The following is a 22,940-nucleotide window of genomic DNA, read 5'->3' as shown; positions in this document are numbered from 1 at the left end:
AGTGCAGTCTTACCCGCGCTGCGCCAGGAAAGCCACATCGACCTCGTCGCCCGGCCGCAACTCCACATCCTCGGGTTCGATGATCACGAGGCAGTTGGCCTCGGCGAGCCCGGCCAGCAGGTGCGAGCCGCCGTCGGGCGCGGAGATCACCTGGGCCAGATATTCACCGGTCTGTTCGTCTCGCATCAGCTGTCCCCGCAGATATCCGCGGCGACCTTCGACCGACGTGATCGCACCCACGGTCCGGGCGCGCACCACGCGACGCATCGGCTGGCGCTTGCCCATCGCGATCCGGATCAGCGGCCGCACCATGACCTCGAAGGCCACCAGTGCACTGACCGGATTCGCGGGCAGCAAGAAGGTGGGGACCTCGTCCCGGCCGAGCTGACCGAAACCCTGGACCGACGCCGGGTACATCGCGATCCGGGTGATCTCGAGCTCGCCGAGTTCGGCGAGGGCTTCTTTGATCGACTCGGACGCGGCACCACCGACCGGGCCGGTGATGACGACGATCTCGGACCGAATCAGTTGTCCCTCAACGATTTCGCGCAGCTGGGTCGGCTCGCTGTCGGCGATGCCGACCCGGTTCACGTCGGCGCCGGCATCACGTGCGGCCGCGGCGAGGGCATAGCTGTTGACGTCGTAGACCTGTCCGCCGCCGGCGGTGCGATCGATGTCGACCAGCTCGCCACCGATCGAGATCACCGACAGTCGCGGCCGGGGGTGGACCAGAACCCGCTCACATCCGACCGCGGCCAGCAACCCGACCTGCGCCGGACCGATGATCGTCCCGGCCCGCACGGCCACATCACCGGGCTGCACATCGGCACCCTCGTGGCGGACGTACTGTCCGCTGCGCACCGCATGCCCGACGCGCACCTTCGGCAGACCGCCGTCGGTCCAGCGACGCGGGACCACGGCGTCCGCGAGCGTCGGCAGCGGGGCGCCGGTTTCCACCCGGACCGCCTGCCGCGGTTGCAGCCGCGTCGGTGTTCGGGAGCCCGCCTTGAGTTCTCCGACCACCGGAAGGACCACGATCACATGGTCCCCCGGCGACTCGGAGTCATCGCCGGCGATACTGCCCGCTTCGGCGACATCGACACTGCGCACCGCGTAGCCATCGATGGCCGACTGATCAAATCCGGGAAGCGGCCGGTCGGCCGTCACATCCTCGGCACAGAGCAGACCTTGCGATTCGGAGATCGCCACCCGTACCGGCCGAGGTGCCACCGCTGCAGCGGTCACCCGACTCAGCTGATCCTCCACCGAACGCACCGATCATCTCCTCTCACCCCGCCCTGACCACGTGAGCCGATATGGCACGGGAGTCTGCACACACGCAAGACATGACGTTAGCGGGTTTCGACGACCGAACCGGTCCACCGGCCCGGCAGTTCGGGCGCGTTGTCGAAAATTCTCAGGTAGCCCTTAGACACCGAGGCGCTGAACGAGCCACTCCCGAAGTTCGGGACCGTAGTCGTCGCGGTCGAGCGCGAGGTCGACCGACGCCTTCAGGTACCCGCCCGGGTTGCCCAGATCGTGTCGGGTGCCGCGGTGCACGACCACGTGGACCGGATGTCCTTCTTCGATCAGCAGGGCGATGGCGTCGGTGAGCTGCAATTCGCCGCCGGCACCGGGCTTGATGCGGCGCAGGGCGTCGAAGATGGCCCGGTCGAGGATGTACCGACCGGCAGCCGCGTAGTTCGAGGGCGCATCTTCGGCCTTCGGCTTCTCGACCATGCCTTTGAGCTTCATCACGTTCGGGTTGATCGCGTCGGGCAGTTCCTCGACGTCGAAGACGCCGTAGGCGCTGAGCTTGTTGGTGGGGACCTCGATCGCGCACAGGACGGTGCCGCCACGCCGCGCGCGGGTCCGCGCCATCACTTCGAGCACGCCGGAGGGCATCACGAGGTCGTCGGGCAGCAACACCGCGACCGCGTCCTCATCGTCGTCGAGCTGTGCCTCGACGCAGCCGACCGCGTGGCCCAGACCGAGCGGCTTCTCCTGGATCACCGAGGCGACCTCCAGCAACGACGGCGCGTTGCGGACCTTCGCCAGCATCTTGTCCTTGCCGCGCGACTCCAGCGTGTGCTCGAGCACGAGGTCCTCGACGAAGTGGGCGACGACGCCGTCCTTGCCGGGCGAGGTGATGATCAGCAGGCGCTCGGCACCGGCGGCCTTGGCCTCTTCTGCCACCAGTTCGATGCCCGGGGTATCGACAACCGGGAGAAGCTCTTTCGGGACCGTTTTGGTCGCGGGAAGAAAGCGTGTTCCCAAACCCGCGGCAGGAACTATTGCGGTCCGCGGAATAGGGGGTGTTCCGGGGACCGATTCGTATTCCATCTCATCGGTCGGGCTCATCTTCGCATCAATCATTTTCCACCCTACTTTGCTTAATGACGGCATCCAGGGATAAACCTATCGGCAGATCGCTTCGGATGAGAGGCTGCACCCCATCAAATACACGAAGATTACTTTGCGAAAACACCTACAGAGGGCTCGCGCGAATATGTCACCGCAGGTTAAAGCGGCGGCGGACACCCGCCTTGTGACATGGATCGCCCACCTGGAAGATACCGAGCAGTTGGCAGGCGACACCGCCACGATCGCCGCGTACGTGCCGGTCGGTACCGAACCCGGATCGGTCGCCATGCTCGACGCGCTGCGCGATCGTGGTCACCGCGTGTTGCTCCCGGTGGTCGGCCCCGGTCCCCCCGCCCCGCTGAGCTGGTCGGATTACGACGGACCCGAGTCGCTGGCAACGGGCCGGTTCGGCCTGCTGGAACCGACGGGCGCGATCCTGACGAGCGACGCGATCACCACCGCCGACCTGGTCCTGGTCCCGGCGCTGGCCGTCGATCGCAACGGGGTCCGGCTCGGTCGAGGCGCGGGCTATTACGACCGCACCATCGCTGCGGTCGACACAAAACGCCTGGTGGCCGTCGTGTACGACGACGAGGTGCTCGACGCGATCCCCGCAGACGAGCTGGACGTGCCGATGGGATGGAGTCTGACACCCGCAGGCGGCTTCACCGCCCTGGAACAACCCGACCCTGGCACTCGTTAACGTAGAGTGCCAACTGCGCTGTAGAATCCACAAAGTTCTCGGCTAAATACTTCCGGAGGTCCTCGGTGCCCACTTATTCGTATGCTTGTACACAGTGCGATAACCGCTTCGACATCGTGCAGTCGTTCAGCGACGATTCGCTGACCGAATGCCCACAATGTGCCGGTAAGCTGCGCAAACTGTTCAACAGCGTCGGCATCGTCTTCAAGGGCAGCGGCTTCTACCGCAACGACAGCCGGTCGACCTCGACCAGCAGCGAGGCGAGCTCCAGCGACTCCTCGAGCAAGAAGGAGTCGAGTTCCTCATCGTCGTCGAGCGATTCGAGCAGCAGCTCGTCGACCAGCTCTTCAACCCCCAGCGCGCCGGCCGCAACAGCGTCCTGAACCAGCGTTGGTCCACAGTGGCAGCGCCTGCCCACAGCTCGGCCGGGTAGGCGCCTGTCCACCGGATTTTGCAGTGCTGCTGACCTAGCGTTCGGCCATGCCCGAACGCAATCCACTTCAACCCACCGCCCTCGACCGCTTGAGGCACGCACTGCGCCCCGGCTGGACGCGCGCGCTTCTGCTTCGACGGATCTGCGCCGCGGCATTGCTGGTGACGGCGCTGGTCGCGGCCGCGGCGGCCCAGCGCGACCACGAGCTGCGGTCCGTCGTTGTCGCCGCCCGTGACATCGCGCCCGGGATCCATCTGACCTCTGATGACCTCGAGGTCCGCCAGATCAACGCCGCCGCCATCCCGGCGGGCGCGGTCACCGACCCCTCGAAGCTGGTCGAACAAACGGTCACGGGCCCGGTCCACCCGGGTGAGATCTTCACCGACACCCGGGTGCTGTCCAGCCGCCTGCCCGCTGCCCTGTTGGGGCGCGAGGACGCGCGCCTGGTCCCGGTGACCCTGTCCGACTCGTCCATCGTCGACCTTCTCCGGGAAGGCGACGTGGTGGACGTGCTGAGCATCGACGACTCCCCCGATGGCGAAGCACCTTCGGCGTCAACCGTTTTGGTGAAGAACGCCGTGGTGGCACTCGTATTCGCCCCCGGCCCAGCGGGATCAGGCCGCGATGCCCGACCGACCATCTTGGCCATGCCCGAACGGGATGCGCACCGTGTCGCCGTCGCAACCCTCGCCTCGCCGATCACCGTGGTCTTTCACTGAATCCGCATGTTCCATCCACTATCGGGGTCGATAGATGGTTAAGATCGAAAAATGTTCCCCAGCATATGCGCGTTTTCCCAGGTGGGAAGGACCACGACATGTTAAAGGGCTTCAAAGACTTCCTCATGCGAGGGAACGTCGTCGACCTGGCCACCGCCGTTGTGGTCGGTGCTGCATTCACCGCCATTGTCACGGCGTTCACCACCAACATCATTGAACCTCTGATCAATTCACTCGGAGGAACAGATGCGGCAGAGGGCCTCGGTTTCACAATTCTCGACGGCAACCCCGAGACGTTTGTAGATATCGGTGGATTGATCACCGCGATCATCAACTTCGTGATCATTGCCGCAATTGTGTATTTCGTAATTGTGATGCCTTACGAAAAATTGAAGGCATTTGCCGCCCAGGACGGTGACGACGCGGTCGCGTTGTCTGAATCCGAATTGCTCACCGAGATTCGCGACATTCTGCAAGGTAAAGATCCGTCGGAGGAGAAGGCCAAGATCGCGGCGGCCAAGAGCACACAGACCGATAAGGACGAGGCATACATCGAGCGGGCCAACGAGGGCCGCTCGTCCGCACCGATGGCGGGGGCCGCCGGCGCTGCCGGCGCCTACGGCGCGTCCGAGGCAGGCACCCAGCAGTTCTCCGCCCAGACCGAACAACCCGGGCGCCGGCCCGAACAGCCGGGCCGCCCGCTGTCGTACCCACCGAGCCCCCCGTCGGGCTTCCAGCCGCCGACAGGCCCGCCGCCCCATAACGATCCACTCAGCGGCCCACCGCAGGGCTACCAGCCACCGGCAGGCCCCCCTCCCGGCTACAACCCGAATCAGCCGCCGCAGCGTTCAGGACCGCCTCAATACGGGCCCCCGGACTACGGTCCACAGAACCCCGGGTACCGACCCGATCCGTTGAGCGGCCCGCCCCCGGGTTACGTTCCGCCCCCGGAGCGCCCCGACGACGGCCCGGGACGACACAGCCAGTAATTCGAACCGGCATATCCACAAACCAGCTGCCCGCACATTCTTTGTGCGGGCAGTTGGCATTTCGTGACCACTGGACCCGCCGGTTGAACGACTTTCCGGTCGCCGGGGGTGCTGCACAGCAGTAATGCGCGGTCCGGCCTCGCGCAGTTCAAGTGGTTTACTCCCACGGCACGAATTGATCCGTGGCCCTTCCCATTCAGCCGTGGGCGCAGCAATTCGAAATCGGATCACCAACACCGGGTGCGGAAACAACAAAAGCCGGGACACCTTGTGGCGTCCCGGCTTTCGTTGATATTCAGTTGTCGAGCAGGCTTGCTATCAGCCGATGCTGAACGGCTTGCCGTACAGGGTCACAATGCCGGTGGTCGATTCGGTCTCGACGGTCACCTTCACGTAGGCCTTGGCCTCAGCGAAACCGGCGCAGCCGTGGACTGCGAAGGTTTCCTGGCTGTAGGCGATGCCACCGGTCGCGCCCTCGAAATCGAAGCCGCTGTTGTTGCCGTCGGAATCAGAGAAGAAGGCAACGTACTTGGCTTCACCGGGAGAAAGCGTGAAGCTTGCTTCACCACCGGCGTTGTATGCCGGTTCGATCATCGAACCGGAATCTTCGCCGGTCGGCAATGTCGCCTCTACACCGCCGCCGGCACCGGCGCCGGCACCGAAGTTCAGCTGGCAACCAACGATGTAACCGGCTTCGACGTTGCCGCCTTCAGCGCCACCGGAGATGTTGACGGCGATTTTGCCGTCCATCCATACGTTGCGGCTGGTCGGGATGGCAGACATCGCCGGGCTGATGGTCGACTTCTCGCCGAACAGGCTGACAGTCACCGAGGTGCCGTCGTCGAGGGTCTGGGTTACTTTGCCACCGGGGAGCGGTCCGGCGCCTGCGGCACCGACGCCCATCGTGGCGAGCGCCACTGCGGATACACCGGCGATACCGGCGGCCGCCGCGAGACGACGCGAGGTTGTGTTCTTCATGATTCCCCTTACGGAAATATCAATCTGCTTGCGGCAGATAAAAGTGTTTCAAGACTTGGGCGGGATTATCTGCCGACGATCAGTTGAGGCTGAACGGCTGGCCGTAGAGGGTCGACTTCACAACGAAGTCACCGGTGGTGACGACGGTCGAGAAGGCGCGAGCCTGGGCGTATCCGCCACACTGCTGCACGTCGATGCCCTGGTTCTTGTACTGGATCGACGCGTCATTTCCGTCGAAGTCCTTGCTGCCCAGGGAAACAAAGACAGCCTGACCCGGGCTCAGCGGGATCGACAGCGAACCGGAGAGTCCACCGGTGAGACTGAGGACGTCAAGGCTGGCGCCCAGTCCGCCGGAGAAGCCGGTGATGTCGATCTGGCAGCCAACGATGTAACCGGTGGTCAGCGTTCCCGCCGAACCGCCCGAGTAGACCTTGACCTTGCCGTTGACCTCGGCGGAGCGGCCTGCACCGTTGTTGGCGAGCGACGGAACCGGGTAAGCACTCTCGCCGGTGCGCTCGATCTTGATCACGGTGCCATCGATGCCTTCAGTGACCTTGCTGCCCGAAGCCAGCGGGCCTGCGGCGGCGTTTCCGGCGCCCATGCTGGCCAACCCGATGGCAGCAACCGCGGTAATGGCTCCAGCGCCGACAACGCGGCGCAGACCGAACATGCTGAACTTGCTCATTCGTTCCCTCTCACAGGATTGCTGTGTAATCCAAACTCAACCAAATCGTGAGCCTGAAGTGACCTGACGGTTGGTCGGAATACTCCATGGAACGCGTTAACAGGCGGCAAGCCCGACGTTTCCCTGACGTTAATTCCAGCCGTACGTTCATGTCCTTCCACGAACACCCTCGGGGGCGCATCGCGGGACACTTCCAGCCCCCGCACTGGTACTGGACGTATCGAGCGGAACGTTAGTGTGCTGGGCGAATGCAAGCAACAGTTAGCAGTAAGCCTGACCTAAATACCGAGATCCGCTGTCCTGCACCGACAATTGTTGATAATACATATAATTTGGTTAACAACTCGTTAAACCGCAGGACCCGGGCTGTGACGAAAACGGTATTCACTCGTGATGTGGTGGCCGGTTAACGATAAACCATTCGTCAGACTGCATATCCACCCGTGTGTGATCTTCGTCACACTGGCCGTTTGGACGCTCATCACGGGTGGTCGCCGGCAGTTCGTCGCCGAATATTTTGTCCAGCTCCGCTCGCGACAACTTGCGTTTGCCCACCGATTTCTCCGCCACGACAACCAGATTCAGAACTCTGAGATCGACGCGATGAGGTGCTTGGCCATGGGCGTGATGGTGGCCATCCCGTCGCGTACGGCCGCCCGCGAGTTGGCGAGGTTGACAACGATCGTCTGTCCCGAGATACCGGCCAGGCCCCGCGACAAACCGGCGTCCATCGCACCGGCCGCCAAACCCGAACTCCGCAGGGCTTCTTCGATGCCAGGCAACTTGCGGTCGAGCAGATCTTCGGTCGCCTCCGGGGCAACGTCACGTCCACCGACACCGACAGCACCGACCGAGATCACCAGGTCGACGCCACCGATCACCGCGGTGTTGAGGGCGTTACGAATCTCGACCTCGTCAGATTCCACGGCGACGACCGCATCGACGTGAAAACCTGCCTCTTCGAGCAACTCCCCGACCAGGGGCCCGATCAGCGCCTGATCTTCGCCATGCGCGGCACGATCGTCGACAATGACCACCAGAGCCCGTCCCAGAACCTCTTCGGCCAAGTTCAACGACCTCATCTGATTTCCTTCCGCCTCGACCTCTCCCACCTGGGCGGCGAGCCGGGCTGCCGCGGCATCTGCCGCAACCGCATCGGCCTCGCGGATCTCCAGGCCGGAGATGACACCATCTCCGAGTGGAACTCTATCTGTCGGGATGACCGACACCGAGCGCAGTGGTCCACCCGCTGCGGCGTCGGTCGATTTCGGATCAGCAATTGTCAGGTCTGGGAATTTCACGATCTATCGGCCTCCGGTATCCAGGGTGTCGAGGGTTACCTCGGCTGTTTTGCTTTGTCCGTTCACCTCGTAGGTGATTTCGACCTTGTCGCCGGGTGCGTATGACCGAACAGCGGCGATCAGGGCATCGCCCGAGGAGATCACCCGGTCGTTGACCCTGGTGACCAACGCCCCGTTCGGGATACCGGCGTCTGCGGCCGCGCCACCCGGTTGTACGTCACTGATCAGCGCACCGGGTTGGTCGGCCGACGGTGAACCCGAACGGACCGACACACCCAAGCCCGCCTGGGTGGCCTTGCCCGTCGTCTCGAGTTCGTTCGCGACGCGGATCGCCTGGTCTACGGGGATGGCGAACCCGAGCCCGATGCTGCCGCCCGACTCACCCTCGGAAAGGCTGGCGATGGCGGTGTTGATCCCGATCAGTGCCCCGTTGGCATTCACCAGCGCACCGCCGGAGTTACCGGGGTTGATCGCGGCGTCGGTCTGGATCGCATCCATCACCGAGGCCTGGCCGCTCTGGGCGCCCTGCGTCGAGACCGGCCGGTTGAGCGCACTGATGATGCCCGTGGTCACCGTGCCGTCAAGGCCCAACGGGGCGCCGATCGCGATCACTTCCTGACCGACCACCAAATTGTCCGACGTGCCGATCTGAATCGGGGTCAACCCGGTCTTGTCGACCTTGATCACCGCGATGTCGGAGATGGTGTCGGCTCCGACAATCGTTGCAGTGGCGGTGCTTTCGTCGTTGAAGACCACGATCACCTCGGCGTTGGAACCAGCCCCGGAGACCACGTGGTTGTTGGTCATGATCGTGCCGTCCTCGGTGAGGACCACACCGGACCCCGACCCCGCCGATTGACTGCCGATGACCTTGATCGACACGACCGACGGGAGCACCTTCTGCGCCACCGCCTGCACGGACCCTTCGGGAGCGGCGACCGGTTGCGTATTGTCGCGGTCCCCACCGAGAACTCCGCTGCTGTTACCGGGAGAGCCCGACGAATCATCTGCGACGTTCGCCCCGATGACGCCACCCACACCGCCGGCGACCAGGGCCACGACCAGTGCCCCGATGGCGATCCCGGCCTTGAGACCACCCGAGCGTCCGGCCGGCTGCGATGCCGGGGCGGTCCCCGGCGGGTATGACTGAGGACCTGCCGACCGGGCGTCACCGGCGCCGAATTGGCTTGTCGGATTGGCTGATCCATAGCCGGGGTACGGCGACTGCTGACCGGGGTGGGCACCCGGTGACTGCGGATCAGCTTGTGGGCCATAGGGATTGCCGGGCTGCTGCCCGTAAGACGAAGGCTGCTGGGCAGATCGGGGATCAAACGACGCGGGACGAGAAATGGGCTCGCCGCCCTGACCCCATCCCGCCGGTCCGGCAGGACCACCGGCACCTGGTTGGTTCGAGAATCCGCCACCCCCGGGGGTGCTCGATCCCCGTTCGTTGTCGTCGTTGCCGCCCATATCCCACGCGCTTTCTGCCAGGCGCACCAATGCGCTCTCGTTGCCGGCCGAAATCCCGGCACTGCTACATACCCTGCTACGTCGGCCTGAGATGTCGCTGAGACGCCGCTGTTGGTTTGCCCCTCAATTCTCGCACTCACGGGGGCCGCCAACGAGCGGTTCGGCCCGTTCAGATGACACGGACGATCAAAGAGGCGACGAGAGCACCGAACACACCGTCCGCAACGGACTACTGCTGAACGACGCGCGGCGCGATCTCGGCAGGGGTGGGCGAACCGGGCAATGTAATGGTCAGCAGCGCACCACCGGCATCGGACTGGCCGGCGACCACGGTCCCGCCATGGCGAACCACCACCTGCCGGACGATCGCCAGACCGAGGCCCGAACCCGGCATCGAACGGGCTGCGGTCGACCGGTAGAACCGTTCGAAGATCAGTTGCCGGTCCTCCGGCGGAATGCCCGGTCCGGCATCGGCGACGGTCAATTCCGCGCGGTTGGGCTCGACCTGGGTCAGTTTCACCACCACGGGACATCCCGGCGGACTCCATTTGGCCGCGTTGTCGAGCACGTTGAGCACAGCCCGCGACAGGCCCGCACTCTCCCCGAACACGAACCACGGGTTGACATGGACATCGAAATCCACGTCGCTGCGGCGTCGACGCACCCGTTCCAGGCTGCGGTCGATCACCTCCGCGAGATCGATCTCCTCGTGCACCACCTCTGGGGCGTCCTCCCGGGCGAGGTCGACGAGGTCCCCGACCAACGTCGACAACTCCTCGATCTGCGCCATCAGATCGGCGCGCAACTCGGCCATGTCGGACTCGGGAACCTCCCGGGCGCCGGGCTCGGACGAGGCGATCAGCAGTTCGAGGTTGGTCCGCAACGACGTCAGTGGCGTCCGCAGCTCGTGACCGGCGTCGGCGACCAACCGGGACTGGCGGTCCCGCGATTCGGCCAGCGCCCGCAGCATGAGGTTGAAACTCTCTGTCAGTCTTGCCAACTCGTCGTTGCCGACCACCGGGATCGGTGTCAGGTCGTCGGTTCTGGCCACCCGTTCGGCAGCGCGGGTCAACCGCGCCACCGGCCGCAAACCCGCTCTGGCGACGGTTGTTCCGGCCACCGCTGCCAGGATGATGCCGCAGCCGCCGATCACCCCGAGCACCCACGCCAACCGCCCGAGCACGTCGTCGGTGTCCCCGAGGCTCTGCGAGATGATCAGCGTATTGCCGTCGACGAGCTTGCGCGCCAACACCCGCTGATTGTTCGAGGTCCGCAACGACGACTCCGACTCGCCGTCGACGACCTCCTGCTCGGCATCACCGTAGGGCACACTGCCGATCTGAAAACCCCGCCCGCCGGGCATGACCAGCGCCACGGACATGTCGGTGGAGTACACCGTGCCGGCGACCAGGGACTCCGGCGAATCATCGAGGACGCCCATCCGGGCCAGCTCGGTCATCCCGTTGGCCCGGTTGGTCAGCTGTGAATCGACATCGGCGTACATCGCCCGGTACACCACCGCGAAGGCGGCGGCGGCCATGACGGCCACCGCGATACCGACCACGGTGGCGGCCAGGATGGTGATCCGCCAACGCAGAGAGATGGTGCGGGTCAGCGGCGTCGGCTTACGCATCTGACGCGGCAGTTGATCGGCCGGGACGAGGTTCGTCGGACGTTGTGGAGTGATCGGCCCGGTCGGGGTCGACTGCCGATGGTAAAAACTCACAGTTCACAGCTCACGATCTACGGCGGGGTCTCCCGCAGGACGTAACCGACGCCCCGCACGGTGTGGATGAGTCGGATCTCGCCCTCGGCTTCGGTCTTACGACGCAGATAGCCCACGTAGACCTCCAGCGCGTTGCCCGACGTCGGAAAGTCGTAGCCCCACACCTCTTCCAGGATGCGGCTACGGGTCAGGACGCGACGCGGGTTGGCCATCAGCATCTCCAGAAGCGCAAACTCGGTGCGCGTCAAGCTGATCGGCCGGCCGTTACGGGTGACGTCCCGGGTGACCGGATCCATCGTGAGATCTTCGAAGGTCATCGCCTCCGAGTCCGGCGGCGCTTCGGTTGCCGCACGGCGCATCAACGCCCGCAGTCGCGCCAGGAGTTCTTCGAGGGCAAAAGGCTTGGGCAGATAGTCGTCGGCACCGGCGTCGAGGCCCGCCACCCGCTCGGACACCGAGTCGCGTGCGGTCAGGACCAGGATCGGCAGATCGTCGCCGGTGCTGCGGAGTCGACGGCAGACCTCCAACCCGTCCAGGCGCGGCATCATCACATCGAGCACGACCGCATCGGGCCGCTCGCTGGTGATTTTCTCCAGAGCTTCCACACCGTCTCCGGCAGTGACCACCGTGTACCCGTTGAACGTCAGGGACCGGCGCAGAGATTCGCGAACGGCGCGATCGTCGTCCACAACAAGAATGCGCATGACAACAGTCTTACGTGACCTGCTGAGAGAGCGCTGAGTAATCCCCCGGCGCGCCGCGCCTCACCGCATCGGTATCGGGCTTCGGACCCGGCCGGCCAGGTGCCCGTCGACAGGTCAGGCCGACCGCCGCGGGGCCATCGGCAGATGCCAGTTGAACTGCAGGCTCGCCATCCGCAACGCGGTTGCCAGGACGGCGCCGCCGACCATGCCCCACGCCGGCCAGCCCTGCCCGGCTGCGATCACCACGAGCAGCGCCCCGCACATCGCCGGGACCGCGTAGAGGTCGGTCGGGCGCAACAGCAACGGCACCTCCCCGGCGAGGACATCGCGCAGGACGCCGCCACCGATGGCCGTGGTGATACCGATGAGGACGGCAGCCATCGCACTCGCGTCGTGGTCGAGGGCAAGTGACGCGCCGGTGACCGCGAACACGGCCATGCCGACCGCGTCGAGGACCAGGATCGCCCGAAACAACTTGTTGAACGCCGGATGGAAGAAGAACGTGATCAGCCCGGAGATCAATGCAATGGTCAGGTTGGGCCAATGCTGCACCGAGGTGGGCGGCGTGATGCCGAGCAGGAGGTCGCGGACGATGCCACCACCGACACCGGTGACCGCGCCCATCGACAGGATCCCGAAGAGGTCGAAGTCCTTGCGGATGCCGACCAGGGCGCCCGAGCATGCGAAGACCGCGATGCCCGCGTAATTCAGTACGTCCTGCAACACCGCAGGCCTTCCCTGCCTCAGGTTCCGGGCACAACAAAAGGCTGACCGTCAGTTCGACGGCCAGCCTCTGCGTTGAGCCTTGGGGGCTAGATCAGCGGCGATCGAGATCGACGAGGCCCAGCTTCACGGCCTTGACCAGGCGACGGGGCACGCGATGAGCGACGCCACCAACCTTGACCTCTTGCAAGACCGGGTTGTCGGCCTTCCACTGCGAGCGGCGGCTACGAGTATTCGACCGCGACATCCGGCGCTTCGGTACAGCCATGATTCAGCCCTTCATTTCTTCGTTTACGTATCGGGGTTTGTGCGTGTCCGTTCGCCATCTCGGCATTCGGACTTCTGCACTCGTCCTGCGGTGCCTGGTACCCGATGCGCACCCCAGTGGAAAGGAGTGCGAGTCGGAGCTGACATCGACAACCTCTAGAGGGTACCGGTTACCCCCCTCTCAATCCAAAGCGAGTCCGAATCCAGGGCCCGACCAGGGCATCAAGTCCATCGACGGTCACTATACTTGCAGTGTTGGAAAGTTGTTCCTATGCTTTCCAACATGGAAAGTGATGAGGCGCGTGAACTCCTGAAAATCGCCGAACGCGCCGAAGCCTCGCCCTATGTCGACCACCCACCGACACCGTGGTGGTACTACCCCGCAGTCGGCGGCTGGGCGGCGGCGATGATCGGCGCCTTCGCCTGGTGGCGCGAGAGCATCGGACTCTTCGTTGGATCGATGGCCGCACTGATCGTCGTCGAGTTCGTCTTCCTCGGCTGGATGAGCAGGCGGCACGGCGCGTTTCCCATGCCAGGCAAGGGCGCGCCGCCTGCCGAGATCCGGGTGGAATGGAATCGCTACTTCCTGGCACTGCCGATTGTCGCCGGGCTGATCGCCTTGGCGTGGTGGCTCGGTGGCGTTGCGCCGGCAGCGGTGGTCGCCTTCGTCCTCATCACCTGCGGGCTGATGATCTACGAACGGCGCTACGCCAAGGCAGCGGCGGCGGTTCGGGTGCGGCTGGCATGATCGACGGCCTCGACCCGGTGATCCATGCCCCAAAACGCCTCGCCGCCATGGCGATTCTGGCCAACAGCACCACGGCGTCGTTCAAGTTCCTCAAGGAACACCTGGACCTCACCGATTCGGACTTGTCCAAGCAGATGTCGGCCCTCGAGTCGGCCGGGTACCTGACGGCGTCAAAAGCCGGCCACGGCCGGGGCAGCAGCACCACCTACCGGATCACCGCATCCGGCAAACGGGCCTACCTCGCGCATAGAACTGCACTACAAATCCTGCTCAACGGCGCCCCCGCCCCCCGATGATGTGCCGTTTTGGCGACAGAATGCCCAGGTCGGCTCCGCCAAAACGGCACATCATCGGGATTTACACTGGCCTGACCGGGCCGAAGCCCACTACGGTGAGCGGGTGAGCGATCTGACACCCACCGGAGATTCCGAACCCGCCGCCAGTCTGAGCAACGTCCGAGCCGGCGACGCCGACCGGCGTCTGGCTCTCGACATCCTTTCCTTGGCGATGACCAAGGGACACCTGAGCCCGGTGGAGTACGAGGAGCGCGCCGACAGGGCGATCGCGGCCAAGACCTTCGGCGAACTCGACGCCCTCACCGACGATCTGCCCACCAATCAACTACGGCCGCCGACGGCCCAGGCCACCCGGCCCACCTACGCCGCCGATGTCGAACCGACCACCCATCGGATCGCCGTGATGAGCGGTTCCGAACTCAAGGGCCGCCGGGCCGCGGTCGGCGAGACGCTCACCGCGTTCGCCCTCATGGGTGGAGTGGAGATCGACCTGCGTGAGGTGACCTTCACGTCTCCGACGCTGACGATCCGGGCCAACGCGATCATGGGCGGCATCGAGATCGTGGTCCCCCAGGACGCCACCGTCCGGATCAACGGCATCGGGATCATGGGCGGCTTCGACGGCGAGGCCGACGCCGAAGGTTCCGGCACCCCGGGCGCACCGACCATCACCGTCGCCGGACTGGCGCTGATGGGCGGGGTCAGTGTGGTTCGCCGGCCACTGGAACATCACACCCCACCGGCGCTGAAGAAGTGCTGACGATTTATCGGCCCGGTCAACGGGTGTTGCGACGTCGCTTTCCGCCGAGGTAGTCGCCCACCACGGCTGCACCGAGACCGTCGAGATCGGGCGCCACGACCCGGCCCGACACCCTGCGCGCCATCTGATCCACGAAGTGCACCAGGCCGGGGTCGTCCCCGAGACGGAAAAAGCTGACCTGGGCGCCCATTCGCCCGACATTGTCGAGTTCGCGGACGGTGGCGCCGAGCGTCGCCGGATGAGGCGGGTAGTAGAAGAACGGTTCGCCCCCGGGCAGCAGATGTGCGGTCGGCTCCCCGTCGGTCACGATCAGGACCACCGGCTGGGCATTGGGGTGGCGACGAAAGTGCCGCTGCGCGAGCAGGAGCGCGTGGTGCAGGTTCGTACCCTGTTGGCGCATACCGTCCAGGCCGATGAGTTCGCTCATCTCGAGTGTCCTGGCGTAGTGACCGAACGAGATCAGCTGCAGTTCGTCGCTGCGGAATCGGGTGGAGATCAGATGATTCAGCGCCATCGCCGTGCGCTTCATCGGCGTCCAGCGATTCTCCAGCCACATCGAGAACGATGTGTCGACCAGCAGCGCGACCGCGGCCTGGCTGCGTGCCTCGGTTTCGGCGACCTCGACATCGCGGACGTCGATCCGCACACCATCGCGGATCATCGCGTTGCCGGCGTGTCGTTTGTCGCGGTCCTCGGTCATGGTGCGCAGCACCGCATTCGACACCGTCCGGGTGACATCCCACGGTTCGGTGTCACCGAACTCCCATTCCCGTGACGATCCGGTCGGCTCGCCGGCCAGCCCGGCGCGGCGGGTCTGCCGGTCGCCGTGACGTCCCGAGAGTTGCTCGGCCACATCCCGGAAGATCGACTGCCCCAGTTGCCGCATCGCCTTGGGTGAGAGCTTCAGCTGGCCGTCGCTGCCGCGTTCGAGGAGGCCTTCCTCCTTGAGCGCCTTCTCGAGTTCGGCAAGTGTCCGGGCATCGACCGCCGCGTCTTCGCCGAGCTGGCGGGCCAGCGCATCGAGGTCGACGTCGTCGAGTTGCGCACCCGAATACTGTTGGGAGAGTTGATCCGACAAGGACTCGAGCTCGGCAAGATCCTGCAGGGCCCCGGCACCTTCACCCATGCCCATCCCCTGCTGGCCTTCGAAGCTCTGGCCCTCGTCCCAGCCCATCCCCGGACGCGCCTGCCGCAGCTGCGAATCCATCTGCGAGAGCTGGCCCATCAGGTCCGGTGAACCGAAAGCCTGCTGCGCCAGCTGATCGAGCTCGGCCCGCTGCTCCGGCGACAACGAGTTGTAGAACTGCTGGGCAGCGGCACTACGGGCTGCCAGCGAATCGATCAGCTCTTCGGTGTTGGCGGGGTTCTCGGGAAAGAAATCGCCGTGCTCGTCCATGAACTCATCGAACTGCTCAGTGGTGTCCTCGCCACGGTTGTGCGCAGCGAGGAGTTCGTTGAGGTCCTTGAGCATGTCCGTGATGCGTTGCCGATCTTCCTCGGTCGCCCCTTCGAGGGCTTCCTTCATCCCCGCGAAACGCTGATCGAGCAGCTCCCGGCCCAGCAGATCTTTGATCTTGTCGTACTTCTCCTTCGCCTGCGGACTGCGCCAGTTGTAGTCGGAGAGGTCCTGGACCGCCTGCGCGGTCGACGGCGGGAGGTTCTCGATCTGCATCTCGGCGAACCGCGCATCGTCATCGAGGTCGCGCGCGAGTTGCTTGCGCTCGTCGAGCACGGCCTCGTCGAGCAGCTTGCGGATCTCCTCAAACGTCCCGTTCAGGTTGCGGGACTTGAGGATCTGCTCGCGACGCTTGTTGGCCATCTCCCGCAGCTCATCGAGTCCCCGCATGTTCTTGCTGCCGCGACGCAAGAACTCGCGCATCGCGGACTGCGGGGACCCGCCGGCCATCACGTCGTCGCCGATGGCATCGAGCGCTTCGCGCAGGTCCACCGGCGGCGCCAACGGGTCGGGGCCACCGGTGTACCGCAGATAGCGGGAGCGGTGGAAATTGTTGCGGGGCATGTCGATTTCTCTCGGTTCAGCCGTACACGGTCTGGCCGGTGCCGTCGGCTTCTTTGCCGATCCGCCGGGCCAGGAACAGACCTTCGAGCGCCAACTCGAGGGCACTGGCACGTTCTCCGTCGTCGATGACATCGAGTCGCTCGGCGATCTTGTTCACCACCGGCTCGGTGCCCTCGGGCATCGACGTCAGCAGGTCGTTGGCGGAGACCCGATCACCGGTCACCACCGGCTCACTGGCCTCGAGCGCGGTGACCAGCGTCGCCAGATCGACACCACCGAGATGCTCGCGCACGGTGTCGGCGGTCGACTTGCGCAGCAGGTGCTCGAGGATCTCGATCTCGCGGCCTTCTTCACCCGACTCGAACTCGACCTTGCCCCGGAGCACCTCGATCACCGACGAGAGGTCGACGACGCGTGCCACCGCAAGGTCCTCCCCGAGCACTGCGGCCCGGTGCAGTGCCGCGGCGGCAACGGTTTCGGCGCCGGCGATGGCAAAACGGGCCGAGACACCGGACCGCTGATCGATCGCCGGGTTGTCGCGGACGTACCGGGTGAACCGCGCGATGATCTCGATCAGGAACGTCGGCACGGTCGCCGTGAGGTCGGCCTCCTGCTCGATGACCGCGATCTCGTCGGAGAGTTCAATTGGGTAATGGGTGCGGATCTCGGCACCGAACCGGTCTTTCAAGGGCGAGATGATCCGACCGCGATTGGTGTAGTCCTCCGGGTTGGCGCTAGCCATCAGGACCACGTCGAGCGGCAGCCGGAGGCTGTAACCGCGGACCTGGATGTCGCGCTCCTCCATCACGTTGAGCATGGCGACCTGGATGCGTTCGGCCAGGTCGGGCAACTCGTTGATCGCGATGATGCCGCGGTGCGCCCGCGGGATGAGCCCGAAGTGGATGGTCTCCGGATCGCCCAGGCTCCGTCCCTCGGCGACCTTCATCGGGTCGACGTCGCCCACCAGATCGCCCACCGAGGTGTCGGGGGTGGCGAGCTTCTCGGAGTAACGCTCGCTGCGATGACGCCACCCGATCGGCAGATCGTCCAGCAGGTTCGCGGCCTTGCGGATCGAGGCCGGGGTGATCGGTTCGTACGGGTGCTCGTCGAGTTCCGAACCCTCGATGACCGGGGTCCACTCGTCGAGGAGACCGACGATGGTTCGCAGCAGACGGGTCTTGCCCTGCCCGCGTTCACCCAGCATCACCACGTCGTGTCCGGCGAGCAGTGCGCGCTCGAGATGCGGGATCACCGTGGTCTCGAAACCCAGGATCCCGGGCCACGGGTCGACGCCGGCCCGCAGTGCGTTCAGCAGATTGTTACGGATCTCGTCCTTCACGCTTCGCTGCACATGACCCGAGGCACGAAGTTCGCCGAGGGTCCGTGGAGAAGGGTGTGCCGAGCGGGTTGTCGTCGTGTGGGGTGTGCTCACCTCTTCTACGCTACGAGGCTGCGCCCGGAAGCGCACTTGTTACGCCCGCAGAGGAACTCGCGAGCGACTGTTGCGCCCGTCCCGGGTTGCCTCCGCGACACGCCGACAGAGCCCGGCTGCCCCCGGTGGCTCGCGGTTCGACAAACTGGGGAGATGACAAGCACCACACCGTCTCCAGCAGCGGCATCGGGACCCGACCCCACAGCCCCCACCGGAGCACTCGACGGGATCAGGGTCCTCGAGTTGGGTTCGCTGATCGCCGGCCCTTTCGGTGCCCGTCTGCTGGGCGACCTCGGCGCCGACGTGATCAAGATCGAGGCCCCGACGTCGCCGGACCCACTACGCGGATGGGGCCAGGCCGAACGCGACGGACACCACTTCCTGTGGACCGTCTACGCGCGCAACAAGCGCGCGATCACGCTGAACCTTCGCAGTGAACGTGGCCGCGAGATCTTCCTGGAGCTCGTCGAGCAGGCCGACATGATCGTCGAGAACTTTCGTCCCGGCACCCTCGAAAAACTGGACATCGGCTACGACGTACTCCGTGAACGCAATCGGGGCATCATCCTCGTGCGCGTCTCGGGTTACGGACAGACCGGGCCCGATGCCGGTCGCGCGGGGTACGCCTCGGTCGCCGAGGCCGAGAGCGGACTGCGCCACCTCAACGGCTACCCCGACCAGCCACCGCCCCGCATCGCCCTGTCCCTCGGGGACACGCTTGCCGGGATGTTCGCCGTGCACGGCGCGCTGGCAGCGCTCTACCGCCGCACCGTCACCGGCGAAGGCCAGATCGTGGACGTCGCACTGAACGAGGCCTGTCTGGCGGTTCAGGAATCGACCATCCCCGACTACGACCAGGGCGGTGTGGTCCGCGGACCGTCCGGCACGCGGCTCGCGGGTATCGCACCGTCGAACATCTACCCCACCGGCGACGGCGGCATGGTGGTCATCGGGGCCAACCAGGACACCGTCTTCCGGCGCCTCTGCATCGCGATGGGCCAACCCGAACTGGCGACCGATCCCCGATTCGCCGATCACGGGGCCCGCGGCGAGAACCAGGACGCGATCGACGAGATCGTCGCCCAGTGGACCGCCGAACAACCCAAGGACCACCTCATCGAGGTGCTCAAGGCGGCCGGAGTGGTCGTCGGGCCGATCAACACCGTCGCCGAGGTCGTCAACGATCCCCAACTGCTGGCCCGCGACATGATCACCCCGCACTTCGACGAACGCATCGGCGAAGACGTCCTCGGGCCGGGCATCGTCCCGAAACTGACCGGCACGCCGGGCCGGATCCGCAATGCGGGTCCGTCGGTCCCGGGCCGTCACAACACCGAGGTGCTCAGTGAACTCCTGCACCTCGACGACGACGCCATCTCGGCATTGAAGGCCGACGGCGTCCTCTGACCCCGTCCCACCGACTCCTCGCAAACGAGCCGGTAATACGAAGACGAGCCACATATTTGTGGCTCGTCTTCGTATTACCGGCTCGTTTGGGGACTGCCGGCTCCTGTGGGGATGTCTGCTCAGCGGAAGGCCAGCCAGATCGCCAGCCCGAAACCGGCTGATGCGATGGCAATTCGCAGGGGTGTGGCCGGAATCCTGGACGCCACCGGTGGTCCGACCCAGCCGCCGGCCAGGCAACCGAGGCCCATCGCGGCGGCCGCGCCCCAGTCGATGGATCCGAAGATCACGAACACCAGGGCGGCAACGGCATTCGAGGCGGCCAGCAGCACCGACTTGAACAGTGTTGCCTGCCAGATCGTCTGCGTCGTCGCGATCAATGAGACGGCCAGGAAGATGATCCCGGCACCGGCACCGAAATAGCCGCCGTAGATCGCGATGACGAACACCGCGACGGGCAGTATCCCGGGGATGTCGCGATGACCGGACATCTGGCGAATCATCGGCTGGCACAACACCGCAAGGGCCGCGACCGCGACCAGGTACGGGACCACGGCCTCGAACGTGCTCGCCGACGTCAGCAGCAGGACCACCGCACCGACCAGGCCGCCGGCACCCGCGCAGCCGAGCAACGCCAGCAGGCGGCGGTCGAACGTGATCGATGCCCGCGCGGACGTCGCACTGCCGATACCCACCGGGATCAGCGCCACCGTATTCGTGACATTGGCGGTGATCGGCGGCAGGCCCGCCAGCAACAGAGCCGGATAACTGACGATCGAGGCGAGCCCGGTCACGTAACCCACCACACCGGCAAGAAAGCCGGCGGCAATCAAGAACGCCAGTTCTGCCACCGGCGCAACGTACCGCATCGCTCATGCACCCCCGCAAACGAGCCGGAAATACGAAGACGAGCCACAAATATGTGGCTCGTCTTCGTAAAGGTGGCTCGTTTGCGGGGGGGTCAGTGGGCGAAGTGCCGGGCCCCGGTCAGATAGAGGGTGATGCCTGCCTCGTTGGCGGCCGCGATCACCTCGTTGTCACGAATCGAACCACCGGGCTGCACAACAGCTTTCACGCCACCGTCGATGAGCACCTGCAGTCCGTCCGGGAACGGGAAGAACGCATCGGACGCACCGACGCTGCCGCGAGCCCGGTCACCGGCACGCGTCACCGCCAGATGTGCGGAGTCGACGCGGTTGACCTGACCCATACCGACACCGACCGACGCCCGATCCGACGCCAGCAGAATTGCGTTGGACTTCACCGAGCGGCAGGCCCGCCAGGCGAACTCGAGGTCGGCCAGGGTTGCCGCGTCGGCGGCTTCGCCGGCGGCCAACTGCCAGTTCTCCGGCGAGTCACCGTCGGCGTCGAGGATGTCGCGGTGCTGGACGAGCACCCCGCCGCTCACCGGCTTCAATTCCACGGCGTCGCGGCGCGGGGGCTGCGCGAGCAGCACCCGGACGTTCTTCTTGCGGGTCAGGACCGAGAGCGCGCCATCTTCGAATGCCGGGGCGACGACGACCTCGGTGAAGATCTCGGCGATCTGCTCGGCCATCTCCAGACTCACCGGACGGTTGGCCGCGATCACGCCGCCGTAGGCACTGACCGGATCACACGCGTGCGCCTTGCGATGTGCCTCGGCGATGTTCTCCGACGTCGCGATGCCACAGGGGTTGGCGTGCTTGATGATCGCGACCGCGGGATCGGTGAAGTCGTAGGCGGCCCGCCAGGCGGCGTCGGCGTCGGTGTAGTTGTTGTAGCTCATCTCTTTGCCGTGCAGCTGCTCGGCCTGGGCCAGACCCGGGGCCTCGGTGCTGCTGACGTAGAGCGCGGCCGGCTGGTGCGGGTTCTCGCCGTAGCGCAGGACCGACGAGAGCTCCCAGCTCTTGCCCGCCCAGACGGGGAACTCGCTGTCGGGCTCGGGCGCGACGACGCGACCCATCCACTCGGCGACCGCGATGTCGTAGTCGGCGGTGTGACGGAACGCCTTGGCGGCCAGCGACTTACGCTCGGAGAGGGTGAAGCCTCCGGCTTCGACCGCGGCCAGGACATCCGAATAGTCGGTGGGGTCGACGACGACGCCGACGGATGGATGGTTCTTGGCGGCACCGCGCACCATCGACGGTCCACCGATGTCGATCTGCTCGACGCACTCATCGGGAGTCGCACCGGAGGCCACGGTCTCGGTGAACGGGTAGAGGTTCACGATGACCAACTCGAACGCGGCGATACCGAGTTCGGCGAGCTTCTCGTTGTGGGCGTCCTTGCGGGTGTCGGCCAGGATGCCGGCGTGCACCATCGGATGCAGGGTCTTGACCCGGCCTTCGAGGCACTCGGGGAAACCGGTCAGTTCGGAGACCTCGATGACCGGGACACCGGCCTCGGCGATCTTCTTGGCCGTCGAACCGGTCGATACGATCTCGACGCCGCCGGCGTGCAACCCCTTGGCGAGTTCGGTCAGCCCGGACTTGTCGTACACGCTGACCAATGCCCGACGGAAGGGCTTGCGCTGCAGGTCATTACTCACGGAATGTGGGCCTTTCGTCCTTCGATGACAACACCTTTGGTGGCGATCGAACGCACCACCGCGACAAGCAGCACCCGTTCGACCATCTTGATTCGTTCGTGCAACGTGATCTCGTCGTCGCTGGTCTGCACGGCGACCGGGGCCTGCGCGAGGATCGGCCCGGTGTCCACACCGCTGTCGACCAGATGAATGGTCGAGCCGGTCACTTTCACACCGTGGGCCAGTGCATCGGCCACCGCGTGTGCGCCGGGGAACGACGGCAGCAACGCGGGGTGCGCATTGATGATGCGGCCACCGAAACGGGCGATGAACTCCGGACCCAGGATCTTCATGAATCCCGCCGCCACCACCAGGTCTGGTTTGAACGCGGCAACGGTGTCGGCGAGCTTGCGATCCCATTCGGAACGGTCACTCATCATCGGGACGATCGCCGTGTCCACGCCGCGTCGACGCGCCGCCTGCTCAGCTGCGCAGTCCCGGTCGGTCACCATCGCGACCACGGTGCCCGGATAGTCGTCGTCCTCGGCAGCGTCGAGCAATGCCGAGGCCAGCGAACCCGCGCCCGACGCGAGGATGACAACGGACACCGGGGTGACTGACGGCATGGCGTCCAGTGTGGAACTCCTCGAACTCTGGGTTTGAACGGAAAATCGACGGACGACGCGGGCCTCTCATCGAGTGACCCGCAGAT

General features: G+C 65.4%; 24 protein-coding genes. 8 read left to right on the top strand and 16 right to left on the bottom strand.

The window, feature by feature from the left end; genetic code table 11:
• Positions 1 to 9: 9 nt before the first annotated feature.
• Both glp and AC51GT_RS18775 read right to left on the bottom strand, forming a co-directional pair.
• Positions 10 to 1,275 carry a molybdotransferase-like divisome protein Glp gene (gene glp, locus AC51GT_RS18780; RefSeq protein ID WP_496326600.1) on the bottom strand — a complete coding sequence of 422 codons (1,266 nt, stop codon included), beginning with the start codon at positions 1,273 to 1,275 and terminating at the stop codon, positions 10 to 12.
• Between the two features lie 153 nt (positions 1,276 to 1,428).
• Positions 1,429 to 2,376 carry a UTP--glucose-1-phosphate uridylyltransferase gene (locus tag AC51GT_RS18775; protein ID WP_496326599.1) on the bottom strand — a complete coding sequence of 316 codons (948 nt, stop codon included), beginning with the start codon at positions 2,374 to 2,376 and terminating at the stop codon, positions 1,429 to 1,431.
• 133 nt (positions 2,377 to 2,509) lie between these two features.
• Between AC51GT_RS18775 and AC51GT_RS18770 the strand changes: the two genes are divergently transcribed.
• The 4 genes from AC51GT_RS18770 to mscL all read left to right on the top strand — a co-directional run bounded on the left by AC51GT_RS18770 (position 2,510) and on the right by mscL (position 5,208).
• A complete protein-coding gene (locus AC51GT_RS18770) occupies positions 2,510 to 3,067 on the top strand; it encodes a 5-formyltetrahydrofolate cyclo-ligase (protein ID WP_496326598.1) in 558 nt (185 codons plus the stop codon).
• Between the two features lie 65 nt (positions 3,068 to 3,132).
• The gene (locus AC51GT_RS18765) at positions 3,133 to 3,450 is read left to right on the top strand and encodes an FmdB family zinc ribbon protein (protein ID WP_496326597.1); all 318 of its coding nucleotides are present in this window, start codon (positions 3,133 to 3,135) and stop codon (positions 3,448 to 3,450) included.
• 97 nt (positions 3,451 to 3,547) lie between these two features.
• On the top strand, positions 3,548 to 4,219 hold the full coding sequence (locus AC51GT_RS18760; protein ID WP_496329758.1) for an SAF domain-containing protein: 672 nt from the start codon (positions 3,548 to 3,550) through the stop codon (positions 4,217 to 4,219).
• 98 nt (positions 4,220 to 4,317) lie between these two features.
• Positions 4,318 to 5,208, top strand: coding sequence for a large conductance mechanosensitive channel protein MscL (gene mscL / locus AC51GT_RS18755; RefSeq protein WP_496329757.1), 891 nt, complete (start codon positions 4,318 to 4,320; stop codon positions 5,206 to 5,208).
• Positions 5,209 to 5,526: 318 nt separating this feature from the next.
• Here the strand turns inward: mscL and AC51GT_RS18750 are convergent, their stop codons facing one another.
• From AC51GT_RS18750 to rpmF, 9 genes are all read right to left on the bottom strand, one after another.
• On the bottom strand, positions 5,527 to 6,186 hold the full coding sequence (locus AC51GT_RS18750; RefSeq protein WP_496326594.1) for an MspA family porin: 660 nt from the start codon (positions 6,184 to 6,186) through the stop codon (positions 5,527 to 5,529).
• Positions 6,187 to 6,265: 79 nt separating this feature from the next.
• A complete protein-coding gene (locus tag AC51GT_RS18745) occupies positions 6,266 to 6,871 on the bottom strand; it encodes an MspA family porin (protein ID WP_496326593.1) in 606 nt (201 codons plus the stop codon).
• Between the two features lie 384 nt (positions 6,872 to 7,255).
• Complete coding sequence (locus AC51GT_RS18740) at positions 7,256 to 7,441, bottom strand: hypothetical protein (protein ID WP_496326592.1); 186 nt, start codon at positions 7,439 to 7,441, stop codon at positions 7,256 to 7,258.
• Between the two features lie 11 nt (positions 7,442 to 7,452).
• Positions 7,453 to 8,100, bottom strand: coding sequence for a MogA/MoaB family molybdenum cofactor biosynthesis protein (locus AC51GT_RS18735; protein ID WP_496326757.1), 648 nt, complete (start codon positions 8,098 to 8,100; stop codon positions 7,453 to 7,455).
• Between the two features lie 75 nt (positions 8,101 to 8,175).
• Positions 8,176 to 9,642, bottom strand: coding sequence for a S1C family serine protease (locus AC51GT_RS18730; protein WP_496326756.1), 1,467 nt, complete (start codon positions 9,640 to 9,642; stop codon positions 8,176 to 8,178).
• 229 nt (positions 9,643 to 9,871) lie between these two features.
• Entirely contained in the window at positions 9,872 to 11,275 is a 1,404-nt protein-coding gene (locus tag AC51GT_RS18725; protein ID WP_496326755.1) for an ATP-binding protein, read from the bottom strand.
• 110 nt (positions 11,276 to 11,385) lie between these two features.
• Positions 11,386 to 12,072, bottom strand: a complete 687-nt coding sequence (locus tag AC51GT_RS18720) for a response regulator transcription factor (RefSeq protein ID WP_496326591.1) — start codon at positions 12,070 to 12,072, stop codon at positions 11,386 to 11,388.
• A 114-nt stretch (positions 12,073 to 12,186) separates the two neighbouring features.
• Positions 12,187 to 12,798 (bottom strand): trimeric intracellular cation channel family protein, encoded by a 612-nt coding sequence (locus tag AC51GT_RS18715; protein ID WP_496326590.1) that lies wholly within the window; start codon positions 12,796 to 12,798, stop codon positions 12,187 to 12,189.
• Between the two features lie 91 nt (positions 12,799 to 12,889).
• Complete coding sequence (gene rpmF, locus AC51GT_RS18710) at positions 12,890 to 13,063, bottom strand: 50S ribosomal protein L32 (protein WP_482137664.1); 174 nt, start codon at positions 13,061 to 13,063, stop codon at positions 12,890 to 12,892.
• 282 nt (positions 13,064 to 13,345) lie between these two features.
• Here rpmF and AC51GT_RS18705 point away from each other — a divergent pair, with 282 nt between their 5' ends.
• The 3 genes from AC51GT_RS18705 to AC51GT_RS18695 all read left to right on the top strand — a co-directional run bounded on the left by AC51GT_RS18705 (position 13,346) and on the right by AC51GT_RS18695 (position 14,866).
• Positions 13,346 to 13,810 carry a hypothetical protein gene (locus AC51GT_RS18705; protein ID WP_496329756.1) on the top strand — a complete coding sequence of 155 codons (465 nt, stop codon included), beginning with the start codon at positions 13,346 to 13,348 and terminating at the stop codon, positions 13,808 to 13,810.
• On the top strand, positions 13,807 to 14,106 hold the full coding sequence (locus AC51GT_RS18700) for a transcriptional regulator (RefSeq protein ID WP_496329755.1): 300 nt from the start codon (positions 13,807 to 13,809) through the stop codon (positions 14,104 to 14,106). The genes AC51GT_RS18705 and AC51GT_RS18700 overlap by 4 nt, the downstream gene beginning before the upstream one ends.
• Positions 14,107 to 14,209: 103 nt before the next feature.
• Positions 14,210 to 14,866 carry a DUF1707 SHOCT-like domain-containing protein gene (locus tag AC51GT_RS18695; RefSeq protein ID WP_496329754.1) on the top strand — a complete coding sequence of 219 codons (657 nt, stop codon included), beginning with the start codon at positions 14,210 to 14,212 and terminating at the stop codon, positions 14,864 to 14,866.
• Between the two features lie 16 nt (positions 14,867 to 14,882).
• Here the strand turns inward: AC51GT_RS18695 and AC51GT_RS18690 are convergent, their stop codons facing one another.
• Both AC51GT_RS18690 and AC51GT_RS18685 read right to left on the bottom strand, forming a co-directional pair.
• Positions 14,883 to 16,886, bottom strand: coding sequence for a vWA domain-containing protein (locus tag AC51GT_RS18690; protein WP_496326586.1), 2,004 nt, complete (start codon positions 16,884 to 16,886; stop codon positions 14,883 to 14,885).
• Positions 16,887 to 16,902: 16 nt separating this feature from the next.
• Positions 16,903 to 18,318, bottom strand: a complete 1,416-nt coding sequence (locus tag AC51GT_RS18685; protein ID WP_496329753.1) for a sigma 54-interacting transcriptional regulator — start codon at positions 18,316 to 18,318, stop codon at positions 16,903 to 16,905.
• Positions 18,319 to 18,471: 153 nt separating this feature from the next.
• Here AC51GT_RS18685 and AC51GT_RS18680 point away from each other — a divergent pair, with 153 nt between their 5' ends.
• Complete coding sequence (locus tag AC51GT_RS18680) at positions 18,472 to 19,725, top strand: CaiB/BaiF CoA transferase family protein (protein WP_496329752.1); 1,254 nt, start codon at positions 18,472 to 18,474, stop codon at positions 19,723 to 19,725.
• A 119-nt stretch (positions 19,726 to 19,844) separates the two neighbouring features.
• Here the strand turns inward: AC51GT_RS18680 and AC51GT_RS18675 are convergent, their stop codons facing one another.
• The 3 genes from AC51GT_RS18675 to purN form a co-directional block, all read right to left on the bottom strand.
• Positions 19,845 to 20,591, bottom strand: a complete 747-nt coding sequence (locus AC51GT_RS18675) for a sulfite exporter TauE/SafE family protein (protein WP_496329751.1) — start codon at positions 20,589 to 20,591, stop codon at positions 19,845 to 19,847.
• Between the two features lie 92 nt (positions 20,592 to 20,683).
• Positions 20,684 to 22,249: a bifunctional phosphoribosylaminoimidazolecarboxamide formyltransferase/IMP cyclohydrolase gene (gene purH / locus AC51GT_RS18670; protein WP_496326582.1), complete on the bottom strand. Its 1,566-nt coding sequence runs from the start codon at positions 22,247 to 22,249 to the stop codon at positions 20,684 to 20,686.
• On the bottom strand, positions 22,246 to 22,854 hold the full coding sequence (gene purN / locus AC51GT_RS18665; protein WP_496326581.1) for a phosphoribosylglycinamide formyltransferase: 609 nt from the start codon (positions 22,852 to 22,854) through the stop codon (positions 22,246 to 22,248). The genes purH and purN overlap by 4 nt, the downstream gene beginning before the upstream one ends.
• Between the last annotated feature and the right edge of the window lie 86 nt (positions 22,855 to 22,940).

The organism is Williamsia sp. z34 (assembly GCF_059553395.1).
This window is presented reverse-complemented; position numbering and strand designations above follow the sequence as displayed.

Bases quoted from the DNA above. Each gene is read 5' to 3' on its own strand.
- AC51GT_RS18730 (WP_496326756.1), bottom strand. From the start codon at position 9,642: ATGGGCGGCAACGACGACAACGAACGGGGATCGAGCACCCCCGGGGGT.
- AC51GT_RS18700 (WP_496329755.1), top strand. From the start codon at position 13,807: ATGATCGACGGCCTCGACCCGGTGATCCATGCCCCAAAACGCCTCGCC.
- rpmF (WP_482137664.1), bottom strand. From the start codon at position 13,063: ATGGCTGTACCGAAGCGCCGGATGTCGCGGTCGAATACTCGTAGCCGC.
- AC51GT_RS18690 (WP_496326586.1), bottom strand. From the start codon at position 16,886: ATGCCCCGCAACAATTTCCACCGCTCCCGCTATCTGCGGTACACCGGT.
- AC51GT_RS18725 (WP_496326755.1), bottom strand. From the start codon at position 11,275: ATGCGTAAGCCGACGCCGCTGACCCGCACCATCTCTCTGCGTTGGCGG.
- AC51GT_RS18720 (WP_496326591.1), bottom strand. From the start codon at position 12,072: ATGCGCATTCTTGTTGTGGACGACGATCGCGCCGTTCGCGAATCTCTG.
- AC51GT_RS18775 (WP_496326599.1), bottom strand. From the start codon at position 2,376: ATGATTGATGCGAAGATGAGCCCGACCGATGAGATGGAATACGAATCG.
- AC51GT_RS18680 (WP_496329752.1), top strand. From the start codon at position 18,472: ATGACAAGCACCACACCGTCTCCAGCAGCGGCATCGGGACCCGACCCC.
- AC51GT_RS18750 (WP_496326594.1), bottom strand. From the start codon at position 6,186: ATGAAGAACACAACCTCGCGTCGTCTCGCGGCGGCCGCCGGTATCGCC.
- AC51GT_RS18760 (WP_496329758.1), top strand. From the start codon at position 3,548: ATGCCCGAACGCAATCCACTTCAACCCACCGCCCTCGACCGCTTGAGG.
- mscL (WP_496329757.1), top strand. From the start codon at position 4,318: ATGTTAAAGGGCTTCAAAGACTTCCTCATGCGAGGGAACGTCGTCGAC.
- AC51GT_RS18705 (WP_496329756.1), top strand. From the start codon at position 13,346: ATGGAAAGTGATGAGGCGCGTGAACTCCTGAAAATCGCCGAACGCGCC.
- AC51GT_RS18770 (WP_496326598.1), top strand. From the start codon at position 2,510: ATGTCACCGCAGGTTAAAGCGGCGGCGGACACCCGCCTTGTGACATGG.
- AC51GT_RS18745 (WP_496326593.1), bottom strand. From the start codon at position 6,871: ATGAGCAAGTTCAGCATGTTCGGTCTGCGCCGCGTTGTCGGCGCTGGA.
- AC51GT_RS18675 (WP_496329751.1), bottom strand. From the start codon at position 20,591: ATGCGGTACGTTGCGCCGGTGGCAGAACTGGCGTTCTTGATTGCCGCC.
- purN (WP_496326581.1), bottom strand. From the start codon at position 22,854: ATGCCGTCAGTCACCCCGGTGTCCGTTGTCATCCTCGCGTCGGGCGCG.